This window comes from Chloroflexota bacterium (assembly GCA_009840355.1).
GTDB lineage: Bacteria > Chloroflexota > Dehalococcoidia > Lucifugimonadales > JADFKI01 > Bin90.
Window position 1 is genome coordinate 98,069 of the sequence record VXNZ01000046.1, and the last position, 15,298, is coordinate 113,366.

Here is a 15,298-nt window from a genome sequence, read left to right on the forward strand (position 1 = left end):
GGATGGATTTGGGATGAGGAGGATACAGGTGGGCATCGTGAAGGACATTGGGCAGGGCTTTAGGGCGTTTTCGGCGGTGATGCGTCGGCGGCATGTTGGGCGACATGGAAGCGCGGGCGCGGCGGCGGACTATGCCGGTGGATATACGCACGGGTTTGGCGAGCTGATGGGTGGTGGCGGTTCGGGCTGGGCGCAGACGGCGTTTGGCGAGTATTACCCGCGCTCGGCTATCGTGTATGCGGCGATCAAAGTGCGGCAGGATGCCATTGCGCGGCTGCCGTTGCGCGTTATGCGGCGCATGCCTGCATCACGAACTCGCGGACTAGGCGACGACGGCTTGAATGCGAGAGCGGGCACCGAGCCTGTCGGAGCGGAGCATCCCCTGCAGCGGCTGTTGGACTCGCCCAACCCGTTCTGGAGCCGCAGCGACCTGTGGCGCGCGACCGAAACATACCTGTCGCTGTGGGGTGCCGCGTTCTGGGGATTGGAGCGCGACGAACACGGCGGCATCGTGGAAATCTGGCCGCTCCGCCCGGACAAGATGCGCCTCATACCGGACGAGCGGCGCTACATCAAGGGCTTCGTGTATATGGGCGCGGGCGGCGCGCTCGTGCCGTATCTGCCGGAAGATGTGGTATGGATGCGCTACTTCAACCCGCTTGACGAATATGCGGGGCTGTCGCCTATCGCGCCGCTGCGCCAATCAGCCGATATGGGCATGGACGCGTTGCGGGCGAACCGCAAGCTGCTGCAGAACGACAGCACGCCGGGCATCATCATCGAGATGGAAGGCATACCCACGGACGCAGAAGTGCGCGACTTCTACGCGCGTTGGGAATCGCGATTTCAGGGCGTCGAGAAGACACGCAGACCGGCGCTGCTTAGCCCTGGCATGAAGGCGAGCAATCTCGGATTCAGCCCGCGTGACATGGAGTACATCGAAAGCCTGCGCTGGAGCCTTGAGGATGTTACGCGCGTGTTCGGCGTGCCGAAGGTGATGGTCGGCGACTTGGAGAACACGACATTCTCGAACTTCAGCACGGCGCGGCGGCTGTTCTGGGAAGACACCATCGCGGCGCAGCTCGAATTCTACCGCGAGGCGCTCCAGCAGCACCTACTGCCGTACTTCGGCGACGACACGCTGACGGTGCAGTTCGACCTAAGCGGCGTGGAAGCGCTGAAAGAAAGCGAAGAGAACAAGGCAAAGCGCCGCCGCATCTACGTGCAGGCAGGCATAATGACCATAGACGAAGTGCGCCGCGAGATGAATCTGCCGCCGCTGGGGAGTAGTTAGTCAGTATGTCAGTCGGTCAGTTCCCTTTGCCCACGCCGATTGGGAACGGAGGCTAACAAGATGGATAGGCTGGATAGGCTGGGGGATGGGCTATCCCATCCTTCCCATCCTGTCCATCGATGTTAAGTCGCGTCGGCTATAGCAGGCTTCGCAGAATACGCTCGACTATTATCATTATGATTAGCGCGACCATTGGCGACAGATCTAGCATGCCTGTCGAGGGCAGCACTCGGCGTATTGGTCCGAGTATGGGTTCCGTAATGCCGTAGAGAACCTGCACAATCGGATTATCCGGCGACAGGTTGATCCATGAGATTATGACTCGCCCCAATATCGCCGCCCAAAGAAAGTAAAAAAGGATGGTGATGAAAATTGACAGATACGCGGTCATTTACTTCTTCCCCAGCTCCTGCGACTTGTCGTAGGCAGCGATTACTCCATCCAGCACGGCGGCGCGGAACCCTTCGCTTTCCATCGCACGCAACGCCGCTATCGTAGTGCCGCCCGGCGATGTCACCATGTCCTTGAGTTCCGCCGGATGCTTGCCCGTCTCTTGCACCAGCTGCGTGCTACCCAATACGGTCTGCAACGCCAGCCGCCGTGCCATATCGCGCGCCATGCCCAGATACACGCCCGCGTCTATCAGCGCTTCGATGAACAGGAACACATACGCCGGGCCGCTCGCGCTGAGCGCGGTGGACATGTCTATTAGCTTTTCGTCCGGCACATAGACCTCGTCGCCGAGAGTGCGCAGGATGTCGCCCACTGCCTCGCGCATCGGCTGCGACACCGCGCCGGTCGCCGTCCACACGCTCATTCCCGCGCCGATTTGCGCCGGCGTGTTGGGCATAATGCGTATCACCGCGCCCTGCCCGTTCAGCCCGCCGAGCAGAGTGTCCATAGTCGCGCCTGCCACGATGGATGCGAGCGTCTGCGCCGGCGCCATCGATTTGCCGACCGATACGAGTACTTCGGACAGCGCCTGCGGCTTGACCGCGAGAATCACCAAATCCGCGCCGTCGATGGCGTCCGCGTTGGCGGCGAATGCTTTAATGCCGTGTGTCTGCGTCAGGTAGTCGCGGCGCGTGGCTATAGGCTCGCCCACGCCGATGTCCTGCGGTGGCGTCAGCCCGGCGGCAAGCACGCCGCCGATAATCGATTCCGCCATCACGCCGCCGCCGATGAATGCCAATTTCATTTCAACGCCCCAAGACATAATCTAAATGGTTGGACAAGATACCCGAATAACCCTGTCCGTATTCACAACGCTAACGGGAACTATCCCGTCGCTGAAAGTCGGTCTAGCCAATCCGGTTGCTGGCGATGATGGCAACGAGTATCGTTATCAGCAAGCCGAATAGCCATCGATGGTTGCTTTCCAGCCGGTCAAAACGCTTGTCAAACCACGCTACCATATCGCGACGCCATTCCTGTTCGTTCTCAATTTTCTGTTCCAGTGATGATAGGCGTTGCTCATTGGTTGCCATATCCGCAAGTCCTTCCGTCCATATGCTGTTAGCAAACATCGCACTGAATACTGCTAACTGAACACTGAGAACTCTTAAGGCAGTTTGCTGTCGCTGGCGAGCGACACGGCGACGCGGATGGATTCCAGCATGCTTTCCGCGTCTGCGATGCCCTTGCCCGCGATGTCGAATGCCGTGCCGTGGTCAACCGATGTGCGGATGAACGGCAGCCCTAGGTTGACGCTGATGCTCTTGGCGAAGTCGTGCACCTTGATGGGGATATGCCCTTGGTCGTGGTACATCGCGAGCACCGCGTCGTACTTGCCGTCGATCGCCTGTGGGAAAACACTGTCGGCAGGCACGGGACCGGTGGCGTTGATGCCCTCGGCGCGCGCCGCCTCCACAGCGGGGGTAATTTGCAATGCTTCTTCGTCGCCCAGCAAGCCGCCGTCGCTGGAATGCGGGTTGAGCGCGGCGACGCCGATGCGCGGTGCAGGGAAGCCCCAGCGCTTGAAGCACTCGTCGGTGAGGCGCAGCTTGGCAAGCACATTGTCCTTGGTAACATAGTCGCAGGCGATACGCAGCGAGCGGTGCGTGGTCAGGTGCACGACGCGCAGCGTGTTCGCGGTGAGCATCGTGGCGACTTCCTTCGCGCCCGTCTGGCTCTGGAAAATCTCCATATGCCCTATGTCGGTGTATCCGGCGAGGCTGCACGCTTCCTTATTGATGGGCGCGGTGGCGATGGCTTGCACCGCGCCGCTGCTGGCGAGTTCGCCCGCGCGCAGAATCCACTCGACGGACGCCTTGCCCGCCGCCTCTGACAGTTTGCCATACTCGATCGCGCCATAGTCGAGGTTTTCCAAGTCCAGCACATCGATGTTCCCGTGCTCTCCGGCGACATCCTCGACCGAGTGCGCGACGCGCGCCGTGCCGGATGCGCCGATAAGCTCGAGGGCGGCATTCATCGCGGCAGCGCTGCCCACGACAAACGGCCGCGTTTTCTCATAGACCCATTCATCCTGTAGCGCCTTCGCGGTAACCTCCGCGCCAATCCCCGCCGCATCGCCCATAGTAATCGCCATCAGTGGCCGTTCGCTCATAAGAAGTACCTCGCGCAAAGCTACATCGTCCCAAAACCCATCATCCAACCGCATACCCGCTCATTATAACCTATAACCTATCGGCTGGCAGTGATGAATGTTGTGGCAGTTGCTTCCATTTTTGGATGGAAGGTTAAGACGGGGTAGGACATGAGAATGCCAACTATTACGACCACACGCGCCTTTGACGCGGAATGTTGATCATACTAGAATGAGACAACAGTTTGGGAGCGCGCTATGGTTGACGATAGCAATATAGGTACGAGCAACTCTAAACCTGCCAATGTCGAAGTGTTGGTGGGCGATAACAGGGATATATTGCCCTGCATCGCCTCACAATCCGTCCAATGCTGTGTTACTTCACCGCCTTACTGGGGATTGAGAGACTACCAGCACTCCGACCAAATAGGCGCTGAAGACACTCCCGAAGACTATGTGAAAAACCTTGTCGCAATCTTCCGTGAGGTTAGAAGAACGCTGACTGATGACGGCACTTTATGGCTGAATGTCGGTGACGGATACGCGCGCAACGGCGGGGTTGGCAGGCACGGTCCAAATGCACGAGTGGGCAATACCAGGAAACTCATCCAAAAGCGCAATTGCAAGGTGCCGGGCTGTTGGGGGCTTAAGGACCGCGATCTGATGGGATTGCCTTGGCGCGTGGCGTTCGCGCTGCAAGAAGACGGCTGGATACTGCGCTCAAACATAACATGGGTGAAGAAAGCGCCCATGCCGGAAAGTGTCAAGAATCGACCGTCAAACGCTACAGAGGAAGTATTCCTATTCTCCAAAACTGCGAGATACTACTACGATAACCAGGCGGTGCGAGAAGAAACTGGCGCGAACCTCAGAAATTATTGGGTACTAGGACCAGACGCGAGTGGCAAGCCACATCCTGCTACTTTTCCAAGAGAACTGTCTAGGCGCTGCATACTGCTAGGGAGCCGTCCTCACGATCTGATTCTCGACCCGTTTTCAGGCTCAGGAACTACTGGCGTAGCGGCAATAGAAGCCAACCGTCGCGCTGTCCTCATCGAGTTGAACGAGCAATACGCGGCGCAGTCCGGCGCACGCCTAGGCAAGGGCGTGCGACAATCCCTGCCCATCTAACTGAGCCGCTCCACGGATGATTGCGCCTATGTACACGCTTTCAGAACTACGCGACACTTATCATTCCAAAATCGGTTCTGACATAGTCCGATATTCCGAAAGAAACGGTAGTCTATACCCCAACTTTGCAGATGTCAGCAGCCAGTCGAGCAGACTAATCGCAAGCGGAATCGCGGAGTTGATAGGCATTCCGCTCCGTACGAGTCCGAAGATTACCGGGCAGACAGCAGGAAACTTGTTCGAAAACCTCACCTGTGAGTTTATCGAAAGCGCTTTTACGGCTATCCAACATTTGCGACCGGGCAGTTGGCAATATCTGACTAATCAGACGCAGATTTCCAATTTCACCCAATATCAGCATCTGGAAAGCCTCGCTTCGCTTGTTAGCAAAAATCAGGCACTGTCTGCGGCGCTTGGGCACGGATATATTGTTACGCCTGACATAGTCATCGCTCGTCATCCGGTAACTCAGGAAGAAGCGAATAACGGCAGAGACTTTCTGGACGACTCGGGTAGCGCGACTCGCACTCCTTTCCTATCCGCTAATCAGTCCACGCCGCATCCCACATTGCATGCGAGCATATCGTGCAAATGGACAATTCGTAGCGACCGTTCTCAGAATACGCGGACGGAAGCGCTTAACCTAATTCGCAATCGCAAGGGAAATCTGCCACACATCGTGGCGGTAACGGCTGAACCCTTGCCGATGCGGATTGCGTCCCTCGCCCTCGGCACAGGCGACATAGACTGCGTATATCACTTTGCGTTAGACGAACTACATGAGGTCTGCAGGACTAACCCGCAGATGGAAGACCAGTCGGAGATGTTGGAAGTCATGGTAGAGGGCAACCGTCTGCGCGACATAAGCGATCTGCCTTTTGACATTGCCGTGTAAGAAAAGAGGGACAGGCATGCAAACCTGTCCCTCTTTTAACTGTCAGCAGCGCTACTCCCTATTCACACTTCGTATAGCCGCAATCCAAGCAGCGCAGGCAGCCTTCTTGATGGATGACGCGGCCAGGGCATGTGGCGCAGTCGGCGCGCAGATGCATGCGCTGATAGTCGCCGCTCGGCTGCGCCGCGTCCGCTTGCCCTGCGCTCGGCGCATACGTCGCGCCGGATTCGGCGAACTTCGGCGTGGTGAACAAGCCCAGCTGCGCCGCGCCGTCGCTCTTCGCGCCCGATTCGCCCGGGTTGTTCGGGCCGTTCAGGTGCTTCTTCAGAACATGCGCCACGCCGTCTTCCGCCGAGCGGATTAGCACGCCGTTGTCCCACATCGGCTCGGATGTGATGCCGCTCAGGTGGTAGATTATCGCGTTCGGGTCGATGCCGGAGCGTAGGCACAGCGTCACCATGCGCGACAGTCCTTCGAGGTGCGCCGGCTCGCTGCCGCCCGCCTTGCCGATGGCGGTGAACAGCTCGAACGGCATATTGTCGTTGTCGAAGTTCACGGTTACATACATCGTGCCGTGCCCGGTGCGAACGCGCTCCGTTATGCCCAGCACCGCCGTAGGACGCTCGCGCGGCACGAGGAAGCCGTTCTTGTCCATGTTCGCGTCTCCCGCGACGGCATCGTCCGCGGTGTCGGAGTCCTTGCCTGTCTCCAATACCTGCATCGACTTAGAGCCGTCGCGATACACCGTAACCGCCTTGCATTCCGTCTGCCACGCCAGATAATAGGCAGCTTCGACATCCTCGATGGTTGCGCTGTTGGGTAGGTTGATGGTCTTCGATACCGAGTTCGTTACATACTTCTGCCACGCCGCCTGCATCCGCACATGCGCCTCCGGGCTGATGAGCATGGAGGTGCGGAAGTGCGCCGGGTCGATTCCGTTCTCGGTGAATATGCGCTCTGCGTCGGCGGGCGCGTCCGCGAGCTGCTCCAGCACGGCGCGTACCTGCTCCTCGTCGTCCAGACGCTCTCGCAATGCTTCCCAGACCGACTTCGGCGCGTCCAGCAGGCGTTCGGCCGCTTCACCCGCGCCGTCGCTGCCCTTCCACAGCACATTCGACCACCACGCGTTGGCGAAGTGCGGCTCGATGCCGGACGAGCAATCCGCGAGACGGCTTATCGTGCCGGTCGGCGCGATGGTTATGACGCTGGAGTTGCGAACGGGCGGCAATCCACGAGTCTTGAGCGCGGAGTCTTCGTACTCGGGGAACGGACCGCGCTCTGCGGCGAGCCGCGCGGATTCGTCCCACGCCGTTTTGTTCATGAAGCCCGCCACCTCTTCGGTGAGCTGCAGCGCGCGCGGCGAGTCGTATGGCACACCCATGCGGATGAGCGCGTCCGCCCAGCCCATCACGCCCAGACCGATGCGCCGCGTGGCGAGATTCACCTCGCGCAGTTTCGGCATCGGGAACTGGTTGACTTCGATAACATCGTCGAGGAAGCGCACCGCCGTCCGCACCGTATCTTCGAGACTGTCGTAGTCGAAGCCGCCGGCGGTCACATGCTTGTCAAGGTTGATAGAGCCAAGGCAGCAGTTGCCGTAGTTCTCCAAGAACTCTTCACCGCACGGGTTGCTCGTCTGGATGTCGCCCATCTGCGGGTTGGGCTGCGTGTCCCAGACGCGGTCGATGAAGACCACGCCGGGGTCGCCGGTCTTCCACGCGGATTCGCAGATTTCGCGCCACAGGTCGCGCGCGCGAACCGTGTCCACAACCTCGTTGACCGGACCGTCGCCCGTGTCGCGCGGGTTGTAGAACGACCAATCTTCGTCGTTGTTCACGGCGCGCATGAAGTCGTCGGTAATCTGCACCGATATGTTGAAGTTTTGCAGAGTGTCGTCGTTGTCCTTGCAGTGAATGAACTCGCGCACATCGGGGTGCGTGATGCTGAGCTGCCCCATGTGCGCGCCCAGCCGGAACGCGCCCTGCGTGAGCGTTGCGCCGACGGACGAGTATAGCTTCATCACCGCGATGGGCCCGCAAGCCTCGCCGTGTGTGGTGGCGATACGGTCGCGTCTGGGACGCAAGCGCGAGAAGCCGAAGCCGATGCCGCCGCCCCACTTCTCTATCATCGCGGCGTCGCTGGCGACCTGCATGATGGAGTTCATATTGTCGTCGGGCGATACCACGAAGCAGGCGGACAGGCATCCTCGCCCGCCGGTGCCCGCGTTGACCAGCGTCGGCGAGTTCGGTAGAAACTTTAGCGACGTCATCAGCTCGTAGTAGCGGCGTGCCCAAACCTTGCGGGCTTCCGGCATTTCTCCCTGCGCCACGGCGTTGGATACGCGGTGGAACAGCCCGTCCGGGTCTTCGACCGGCTCGCCGTCGTCGCCTTTCATCAGGTAGCGCTGCTGCATGATGATGCGCGCGTTCTCGGACAGCGCCGCAGAGCGCGGTAATGCGTCGCTGCCGTTGGCATTGCTGCTATACGCGCCACTGCCGTTGCTACCGTTCTCGGTTGCCGCGTCGTTTGCAGGCGCAGCCGCAAGGACATTCAGCTGGGCGAGCACCTCGTTGATATGCTCGCTTGCGATGCCATGCTCTGCGAGCGCCCGCCGCAGGTCGGCATCGCGCGCCGCCTGATGCGTGTATCCACCGTCAGAACTGTTAGTGTTGCGTTCCTTTAACACAGCCCCTTCTTCCTTGCCGCATCGAACCGAATTGCGCCGAATTGCGCCGAATTGCGATTGATCGTTGCGCCAAATCCGTTGTCATATTTCTGACTGAAAATAAAAAATACCCTATTTGAGTCTCGATTTCGTTGTGTTTTTTCCACAGATTTCAGGAAAATCTGACGATATTTCCATCAATTCTGTTGCTATTCATTCTCATGCAGTCTAGTCATTCCATATCAGGCGGACTGTTATTTTAGCACGCATATTCGTAAATTGGAACAGCCATATTAGGCAAATGTTGTCCGATTTGTTCCTTACCCCATCCTAGATTTCTTCCATCATGAGCTCCTAGCAATTAGGAAGGGACTCTTGAAGTAGAGTGGCAGGGAACAGAGATACTTCAGGCGCTAGGCAGGCGGTTTTGCATGCGGGTGCGCCGTGCTTTCCGGCGAGGGCGCGGATGCGGCGATGTCGCCGTCCAACAGGGCGAGCTGGTTGATGTCGGAGTTGCCGTTGCGCATCGCGCCGGTGTCGAGCAGCGCGTCGATTTCCGTCTTGAAGCTTTCCACATCGCCGAAGTCGAGATAGACGCTGGCGAAGCGAATGTACGCGACCTGATCCAAGCTCGACAGCCTGGACATCACCATTGCGCCGATGGACTGCGACGGGAACTCCGCCTTGCTCTGCTCGGACAGGTGCGCCTCTATTTCGTCGATCACTTTGTCGATGCTGCCGACCGTGAGCGGACGCTTGGCGCACGCCTTCGTGAGGCTCGCCCAGAGTTTGTCGCGGCTGAACTCCTCGCGTCTGCCGTCGCGCTTGACGACCATCATGGACTTCATCTGCGCGCGCTCGTATGTCGTAAATCGCCTGCCGCAGAGCGAACACTCGCGCCGCCGGCGTATGCTAACGCCGGACTCTCGCGAGTCCACAACCTTCGTATTGGAGCAATCGCAGTAAGGACAGCGCATTAAACTTTATCTATCTAAAGTATTAGAAAACATACAATATATCGCGTTTTGTGATAATGCCACCACTATATCTTGTACTAAGGGCACTGTCAACGGCGAATATGAGGCACTGAGGCTGTGGTATAGAATGCATGGATTGCCCGAGATGAAGGCGCGCAGACGACCGAACTTGGTGAATTCACGACGTCTGCAGAACAACGGAAAATTTCCGAGTCAGGCGTTGTTGAGAATTGGTGGAGAAGCGCTAAATGTCAGCAGCTTTGATCTCGCTGAACCACTTCCCATCGACATAATTCCCGATCGCCTGCCTAATGTAAGACACTGTATTCTCAGGAAGGTCTCCAAGGTGGAACCACCTCATATCATCGCACTTGTCAGGTTCCATGTTCTTGGCGTCGCCACACCAACCATCAACGCTTAAGAAGAAGTACACATACTCATCGAAAAGAGAAGGGATTACACCGACAACTTCCATCTCATCGGGCGACAAGACAATGCTCGCTTCCTCGCGCGCCTCCCTTATCATCGCACTCTTCAGGCTCTCCCCATCCTCCACATGACCAGCAACGAGACCATACTCGCCATCCTTGAATCCCGTGTTGAATCTCCGCAGCATGAGAATCTCGTTGCGGCCGTTCACCAAGATAAGATGTGCTGCAACTTTAGCTTTAAGCATGTAGTCTCCTGACAGCAGGTTCGGAGGCACAAATCAATCTAATCATCTACATCAGATTCCAGCGCGGATAGTCGGTTGCCGCTTCGCGGAGGTGGTCGGCGAGCCAATCTCGCACTTGGGGTTCAATGTAGAACGTTGGGCGCATAAGCTCGGATTCGGAGGCTATTTGTCCTTCGGCGAGGGCTGTTTGCGCTACGGCGGTGTTGGGCAAGACTCGCGTGCCTACGCGCAGCACCGCGAACACGGACTTCACGCGCTTCAGGAAGTCTAGCTTGCGCTCTACGGACGCTTTTGTCTCGCCCGGCTCGCCGAATGTTACATTCATCGTGAACGGCAAGCCTGCGTCCCGGCACAAGTCTGCCATACGCTCCAAGCCTGCCAGCCTGTCGTCGAGACCCTCTCCGCCGCGTCCGCCTTCCGCCATCAGCGCGAGCGAGCAACCGGACTGCTTCATCAGCGACATAAGCTCGGCGTCGGCGTCTTCGGACGGGCGCACGTAGCTGTTCCAGCGCACGCGCGCACCGGCGTCGATAATCGCGCGGCAGGTCGCCTTGGCGTGCTCGGCTGGGATGTTGAAGCCGCTGTCGATGAAGAACACCTTGTTTATGCCGAAATCGTCGTCGAGCGCGCGGATTTCGTCCACTACTTCTTGTGGATCGCGGATGCGCCAATCGTCGCCGCTGTAGTTCGCGCCCGGCGTCGGGTAGTACGACTGCGCCAGTTTGGTAACCACGCCCACGCCGAATCCGGAGCCGTTGTAGGCGCGCATATCCAGCAAATCTAGGCGCGGCGAGCGGTGGAAGTTCGATGTGAATCTGCCCTCGCTGACGACTATCTGCCCGTCGTTGGCGTCGTCGCGGTACACGATTCCCGGTATGTCGCGGTAGTCCGCGCCGTTGTCGAGGCGCTCTACCAGCGTGGCGAACGCTTCGGCAGCGTCACCGGCGATGCCCAAGTCCGCGCCGACATAATCCATGCATTCGGACGGCAGGATGCTGAACGCGGGGCCGCCAACAAGCGTCTTCGCGGCGCTGATTTGCCGTATGCGATCTATGATGTCGCGCACGGCGGGCAAGTTCCACACCGGGTTGAGGCTGCTCTGATTGTCGAGGTTGCGGATGGACAGCCCGATGAGGTCCGGCTCAAACTCGCTCACCGCGTCGGCGACTTGCGATACGGCATCGTCCGCAAACATCAGGTCGAGCACTCGGAGCGTGTGGCGCTCTTCGTCCACGCTCGCAGCGAGGTACGCCAAGCCGATGGGCACGGGGCGCACCACCATGCGATCCATAAATCGGTCTGCCTGATTGGTGGCGATGAGCAGTATTTTCATGGCTGTCCCTCCCGATGGTTCAGTGTGGACGATTGTAATCGGTCGGTTTCTAGGAAAATATATCGGCTACCGGCAATCGCCAGCCGGGTACGACTTCGCCGCCGTCCAGCGTGTCCGCTTCCGCCAGCAGGTCAGAGTCGGCAAGCGAGCGATATACCCTCACCGTGCGGTTGCGCGGGTTAACCACGATGACCATCCGCGTACCGGCATTGAACCATTCTTTGACTTTCTCTTCAACTTCGGTATATCGGTCGCTGGGTGAAATGACTTCGATTACTAGGTCGGGATGGCCGGGAAAGAATCCGCCCGCTTCAGGAGTAGCCTCCTCACGTTCCTTGCTCACAAAGGCCCCGTCCGGGGCAAGTACATGGTCAGGATCGGTTTCAAGATGGAAGCCCGTCTCGGCAAGATAAGTCTCTCCCAGATCGTTCTCATATACATACAGAGACAGGCTTACATTTACTCTATTGCCTCGTTTCCCATGCACGCGTCCTGCAGGCGCCATCTTCCTAAGCTCTCCCCTCACCAGTTCGTAGCGAAAGCCGTCGTCCGGCATGGCAAGCAGTTCGTCAGCCGTTACCAGTTTCGTTGTCGTAACCATAAGCGAACCTCGCTGCGAGGGGAAAGGGCGGTAATTGAGGCGGACATAATCCGCTTCACACCCATATTCTACACATCCTACCCATCTTGTCCATCTTGTTAGATAGAAACGATTTCACGAATGCCCATTGTTGTCATTCCTCGCTGCCTTTGTCATTCCGCGTTCTTCTTGTCATTCCGAACGCAGTGAGGAATCTGAAGCATGTCCCTGCGAAGGCAGGGATCGTTGCATGTGCAAACCTATTTCCGACTTTAGATTTCTCGCTTCGCTCGAAATGACAGGGATAGATCGCAAATGACAGGTACAAATTCCATTTGTGAAATCGTCTTTGTTAGATAGGAGGCTACTTGCGCCGGGTTCTGCCGCGCAGTGTCGTGAGCGCCAGCGTGCCGCTCACCGTGCCGACCAGCGCGATTGCGCCTATGCCTTTCAGCAGCGCCGCGAAGTCCCAGCCCACGCTGATGAGCGAGCGCAGCGCGTCCAGCAGGTATGTAACCGGGTTGAATATGGCGACTGTCGCCAGCCAGCCGGTCATCGCCTCGCGCGGCACGAACACGGTTGTCAGGAACACGAACGGAAAGAACAGCAAGAAGCTCGAATTGACGGCGGCCGGGTTGCCCGTCTTGAACGCGATGGCGTACGGAAAGCCCGTGTACGCTAGCCCCCATAGCCCCGATAGCGCCACGAACAGCAGCAGCCCCAGTATGCCTGACTCGAACCTGACGCCCACGATGAAGCCGAGTAGCACGACCGGCAGCGTCAGTGCGATGACCAGCACGAAGTCTGCGACCGTGAAGCCCAGCAGCATCGCCAGCCGGTTTATCGGCGTCAGCGAAAGGCGGTCGAAATAGCCCGACTGAATGTCCGTTACCATCGTCACGGCGCGAGAGACGCCTGTCACGGCGAAGATGATGCCCACCGGCAACTGAAACGCCTTGTAATCGAGACCGGGAATGCGCTCGGCGACATCCTGCAATGCCCCGATATTGATGGCGTAGAAGAACACCGGGATTATGAGCGCGGGGTATATCGCCTCCGGGTCGCGCGGGATGCCTCGCAGCGCACGAATCGCCACGGACAGCACATCGCGGAGAAAGCCCGCGCGTCTGGCGCGAATTCGCGGCGCGGTGGGCGTAGTCATTACTGCTTGGCTCAATTCTGTATCTCCTTCGGAAGTATTTCAGTGCGTCAGTCGTTCAGTCTGTCAGTGCGTCGGTAATGCCTCTAATCGTTCGTGGTGAGTTTGTCGAACCACATCACATCACTGACGCACTGACAGACCTACTCCGCTTCCTGCTCCATGCGCGCGCCCGCGACGCTGAGGAATACGTCGTCGAGCGTTGGCGTTCGCAGCGTCAACTCGGTTACTTTCACATGATGGGCGTTCAGAGCCAGTGCGACATCGCTGATGTGCGCCGCTCCGTTGACCACATGGATGATGAGCTCGCCGCCCGATGCGTCCACATCGACTACGCCGTCCACTTCGGCTACGGCGTCCCTTGCTTCATCCGCGTCGCCGTCCATCTGAACGAAAATCACATCGTTGCCTAATGAGCGCTTCAGCTCGGCGGGCGTGCCTTCCGCCATCAGCCTGCCCTGGCTGATGATTCCCACGCGGTCCGCAAGCGCGTCAGCCTCTTCGAGATACTGCGTGGTCAGGAATATCGTCACCGACAGTTCTTTGTTGATGCGCTGCACCTCTTCCCAGACGCGCGCGCGGCTGATGGGGTCTAGCCCGGTGGTAGGCTCATCGAGAAACAGTACTTCCGGGTTGTGTATCAGCGATGCCGCGAGGTCGAGCCGCCGCTTCATGCCGCCGGAATATGTGCCGATAAAGCGGTCAAGCGCATCCCCGATGTCCACCAGCCCGGCGAGGTCGTCTAGCCGCGTGTCGAGTTCGCGGCGGTTCAGCCCGTACAGCCTACCCTGCAATTTCAGCAGCTCGCGACCCGTCTGCTTCAGGTCGAGCGCGGCGTCCTGCAGCGCGGCGCCGATACGCAGCCGGACAGCGTTCGCATCGCTGACAACATCGCAGCCGGCGACAGTCGCGCTGCCCGCGCTCGGCAGCAGCAGCGTGATGAGCATGCGCACAAGAGTAGTCTTGCCCGCGCCGTTCGGCCCTAAAAAGCCGTAAATCTCGCCCTTGGGAATGCTCAGGTCAATCGAATCAACCGCCTTCACATCGCCAAAAGTCCGGCAAATCCCGTGCGTCTGTACTGCGTAATCCATATATTCGTAGCGTCTCCTTAACCTTGCACCGTGCTTTGATACACTAGCGTAAATAGTACAATCGTTCTTTACTTGTTGTATCCAAGATAGCAATAAGTGCCGTGCCCCGTCAACGGATTTTCTCCCTCTAATTTCTTGTTAATCCATGTCAGACTTGGCACTTGACAAGCGCGCGCATCGCCCCCAAACTCACGACTGACAACTGTGAATTGACCACCGCTAATCTATGGAGTGTGAAATGCGTGTCAACAATGTTGTAACGAAGATGAAAGCGGGAGAGATGGCGTACGGTTGCGGATTTTCGTTCGCGTCGCCTACGCTGATTGAGATTGCGGGACGCGCGGGGTTCGACTTCGTGTCGTTCGACAGCGAGCATGGGCCGTTCACTGTCGATATGCTCGACGACCTGTGCCGGTTTGCGGATATGGCGGGGCTGACGCCGATGGCGCGCGTGCCGGACATTGAGCATCCGACGATACTGCGCTTTTTGGACAGGGGCATTATGGGCATCACGGGACCGCACATCGTCAACGGCGACCGTGCGCGGCAGCTCGCGGACGCATGCCGATATGTGCCGCGTGGTCATCGCAGCTTCGGCTCCGGTCGCGGCGCGTACTTCGGAGATTTCCCATCGGGCGTGGACTACATGGCGCACACTAACGACAACATCCTAGTCATCGCGCAACTCGAGGACATCGAAGTGTTGGACAACTTGGACGACATCCTGTCGGTAGAGGGCATCGACTTATTCGCGTCCGGCGCGCAGGACATCGCGCAGTCAATGGGCTTGCAAGGGCAGCCGAACCACCCGGATGTGCAGCAGTTCGAGGTGACAGTGCGAGACGCCGTCCACGCCGCAGGCAGGCAAATGGCAGACGATGTAATGGCATCAATGCGTGCCGACTACGCATTTCTGGCGGCAGGCAGGGCGTTCGTAGCAGGGTAGGGCTAA

The 15,298-nt window shown here is 58.5% G+C and carries 15 protein-coding genes; 4 read left to right on the top strand and 11 right to left on the bottom strand.

Annotation, left to right across the window (positions count from 1 at the left end; all coding sequences use genetic code 11):
* Nucleotides 1-13: 13 nt before the first annotated feature.
* Complete coding sequence (locus F4X57_12055; protein ID MYC07883.1) at nucleotides 14-1,294, top strand: phage portal protein; 1,281 nt, start codon at nucleotides 14-16, stop codon at nucleotides 1,292-1,294.
* A gap of 136 nt (nucleotides 1,295-1,430) precedes the next feature.
* On the opposite strand, the gene F4X57_12060 is transcribed toward F4X57_12055, so the two are convergent.
* The 4 genes from F4X57_12060 to pdxA all read right to left on the bottom strand — a co-directional run bounded on the left by F4X57_12060 (nucleotide 1,431) and on the right by pdxA (nucleotide 3,860).
* Nucleotides 1,431-1,685, bottom strand: a complete 255-nt coding sequence (locus tag F4X57_12060; protein ID MYC07884.1) for a YggT family protein — start codon at nucleotides 1,683-1,685, stop codon at nucleotides 1,431-1,433.
* Nucleotides 1,686-2,510, bottom strand: coding sequence for a pyrroline-5-carboxylate reductase (locus tag F4X57_12065; protein ID MYC07885.1), 825 nt, complete (start codon nucleotides 2,508-2,510; stop codon nucleotides 1,686-1,688).
* Nucleotides 2,511-2,595: 85 nt separating this feature from the next.
* Complete coding sequence (locus F4X57_12070; GenBank protein MYC07886.1) at nucleotides 2,596-2,781, bottom strand: hypothetical protein; 186 nt, start codon at nucleotides 2,779-2,781, stop codon at nucleotides 2,596-2,598.
* 74 nt (nucleotides 2,782-2,855) lie between these two features.
* Nucleotides 2,856-3,860 carry a 4-hydroxythreonine-4-phosphate dehydrogenase PdxA gene (gene pdxA / locus F4X57_12075; GenBank protein ID MYC07887.1) on the bottom strand — a complete coding sequence of 335 codons (1,005 nt, stop codon included), beginning with the start codon at nucleotides 3,858-3,860 and terminating at the stop codon, nucleotides 2,856-2,858.
* A 237-nt stretch (nucleotides 3,861-4,097) separates the two neighbouring features.
* Between pdxA and F4X57_12080 the strand changes: the two genes are divergently transcribed.
* Together F4X57_12080 and F4X57_12085 are read left to right on the top strand one after the other, a co-directional pair.
* Nucleotides 4,098-4,970, top strand: coding sequence for a site-specific DNA-methyltransferase (locus F4X57_12080; GenBank protein ID MYC07888.1), 873 nt, complete (start codon nucleotides 4,098-4,100; stop codon nucleotides 4,968-4,970).
* A gap of 28 nt (nucleotides 4,971-4,998) precedes the next feature.
* Nucleotides 4,999-5,865, top strand: a complete 867-nt coding sequence (locus F4X57_12085) for a restriction endonuclease (GenBank protein MYC07889.1) — start codon at nucleotides 4,999-5,001, stop codon at nucleotides 5,863-5,865.
* Nucleotides 5,866-5,923: 58 nt separating this feature from the next.
* Here F4X57_12085 and F4X57_12090 read toward each other — a convergent pair whose 3' ends face one another.
* The 7 genes from F4X57_12090 to F4X57_12120 form a co-directional block, all read right to left on the bottom strand.
* Complete coding sequence (locus F4X57_12090) at nucleotides 5,924-8,551, bottom strand: adenosylcobalamin-dependent ribonucleoside-diphosphate reductase (GenBank protein ID MYC07890.1); 2,628 nt, start codon at nucleotides 8,549-8,551, stop codon at nucleotides 5,924-5,926.
* A gap of 392 nt (nucleotides 8,552-8,943) precedes the next feature.
* Nucleotides 8,944-9,507, bottom strand: coding sequence for a transcriptional repressor NrdR (nrdR, locus tag F4X57_12095; GenBank protein MYC07891.1), 564 nt, complete (start codon nucleotides 9,505-9,507; stop codon nucleotides 8,944-8,946).
* 244 nt (nucleotides 9,508-9,751) lie between these two features.
* Nucleotides 9,752-10,183 carry an NUDIX domain-containing protein gene (locus F4X57_12100; protein ID MYC07892.1) on the bottom strand — a complete coding sequence of 144 codons (432 nt, stop codon included), beginning with the start codon at nucleotides 10,181-10,183 and terminating at the stop codon, nucleotides 9,752-9,754.
* A gap of 46 nt (nucleotides 10,184-10,229) precedes the next feature.
* On the bottom strand, nucleotides 10,230-11,516 hold the full coding sequence (locus F4X57_12105; protein MYC07893.1) for a hypothetical protein: 1,287 nt from the start codon (nucleotides 11,514-11,516) through the stop codon (nucleotides 10,230-10,232).
* Nucleotides 11,517-11,565: 49 nt separating this feature from the next.
* The gene (locus F4X57_12110; GenBank protein ID MYC07894.1) at nucleotides 11,566-12,117 is read right to left on the bottom strand and encodes a Uma2 family endonuclease; all 552 of its coding nucleotides are present in this window, start codon (nucleotides 12,115-12,117) and stop codon (nucleotides 11,566-11,568) included.
* 343 nt (nucleotides 12,118-12,460) lie between these two features.
* Entirely contained in the window at nucleotides 12,461-13,258 is a 798-nt protein-coding gene (locus F4X57_12115; GenBank protein MYC07895.1) for an ABC transporter permease, read from the bottom strand.
* A 140-nt stretch (nucleotides 13,259-13,398) separates the two neighbouring features.
* Complete coding sequence (locus F4X57_12120; protein MYC07896.1) at nucleotides 13,399-14,346, bottom strand: ATP-binding cassette domain-containing protein; 948 nt, start codon at nucleotides 14,344-14,346, stop codon at nucleotides 13,399-13,401.
* 226 nt (nucleotides 14,347-14,572) lie between these two features.
* Between F4X57_12120 and F4X57_12125 the strand changes: the two genes are divergently transcribed.
* Nucleotides 14,573-15,292 (top strand): siderophore biosynthesis protein SbnG, encoded by a 720-nt coding sequence (locus F4X57_12125; GenBank protein ID MYC07897.1) that lies wholly within the window; start codon nucleotides 14,573-14,575, stop codon nucleotides 15,290-15,292.
* Nucleotides 15,293-15,298 lie beyond the last annotated feature (6 nt).

Excerpts from the sequence above, each read along its gene's own strand:
- F4X57_12115 (MYC07895.1), bottom strand. The coding sequence starts at position 13,258 with ATGACTACGCCCACCGCGCCGCGAATTCGCGCCAGACGCGCGGGCTTT.
- F4X57_12070 (MYC07886.1), bottom strand. The coding sequence starts at position 2,781 with ATGGCAACCAATGAGCAACGCCTATCATCACTGGAACAGAAAATTGAG.
- nrdR (MYC07891.1), bottom strand. The coding sequence starts at position 9,507 with ATGCGCTGTCCTTACTGCGATTGCTCCAATACGAAGGTTGTGGACTCG.
- F4X57_12080 (MYC07888.1), top strand. The coding sequence starts at position 4,098 with ATGGTTGACGATAGCAATATAGGTACGAGCAACTCTAAACCTGCCAAT.
- F4X57_12100 (MYC07892.1), bottom strand. The coding sequence starts at position 10,183 with ATGCTTAAAGCTAAAGTTGCAGCACATCTTATCTTGGTGAACGGCCGC.
- pdxA (MYC07887.1), bottom strand. The coding sequence starts at position 3,860 with ATGAGCGAACGGCCACTGATGGCGATTACTATGGGCGATGCGGCGGGG.
- F4X57_12110 (MYC07894.1), bottom strand. The coding sequence starts at position 12,117 with ATGGTTACGACAACGAAACTGGTAACGGCTGACGAACTGCTTGCCATG.
- F4X57_12120 (MYC07896.1), bottom strand. The coding sequence starts at position 14,346 with ATGGATTACGCAGTACAGACGCACGGGATTTGCCGGACTTTTGGCGAT.
- F4X57_12105 (MYC07893.1), bottom strand. The coding sequence starts at position 11,516 with ATGAAAATACTGCTCATCGCCACCAATCAGGCAGACCGATTTATGGAT.
- F4X57_12055 (MYC07883.1), top strand. The coding sequence starts at position 14 with ATGAGGAGGATACAGGTGGGCATCGTGAAGGACATTGGGCAGGGCTTT.
- F4X57_12085 (MYC07889.1), top strand. The coding sequence starts at position 4,999 with ATGTACACGCTTTCAGAACTACGCGACACTTATCATTCCAAAATCGGT.
- F4X57_12125 (MYC07897.1), top strand. The coding sequence starts at position 14,573 with ATGGAGTGTGAAATGCGTGTCAACAATGTTGTAACGAAGATGAAAGCG.
- F4X57_12065 (MYC07885.1), bottom strand. The coding sequence starts at position 2,510 with ATGTCTTGGGGCGTTGAAATGAAATTGGCATTCATCGGCGGCGGCGTG.
- F4X57_12060 (MYC07884.1), bottom strand. The coding sequence starts at position 1,685 with ATGACCGCGTATCTGTCAATTTTCATCACCATCCTTTTTTACTTTCTT.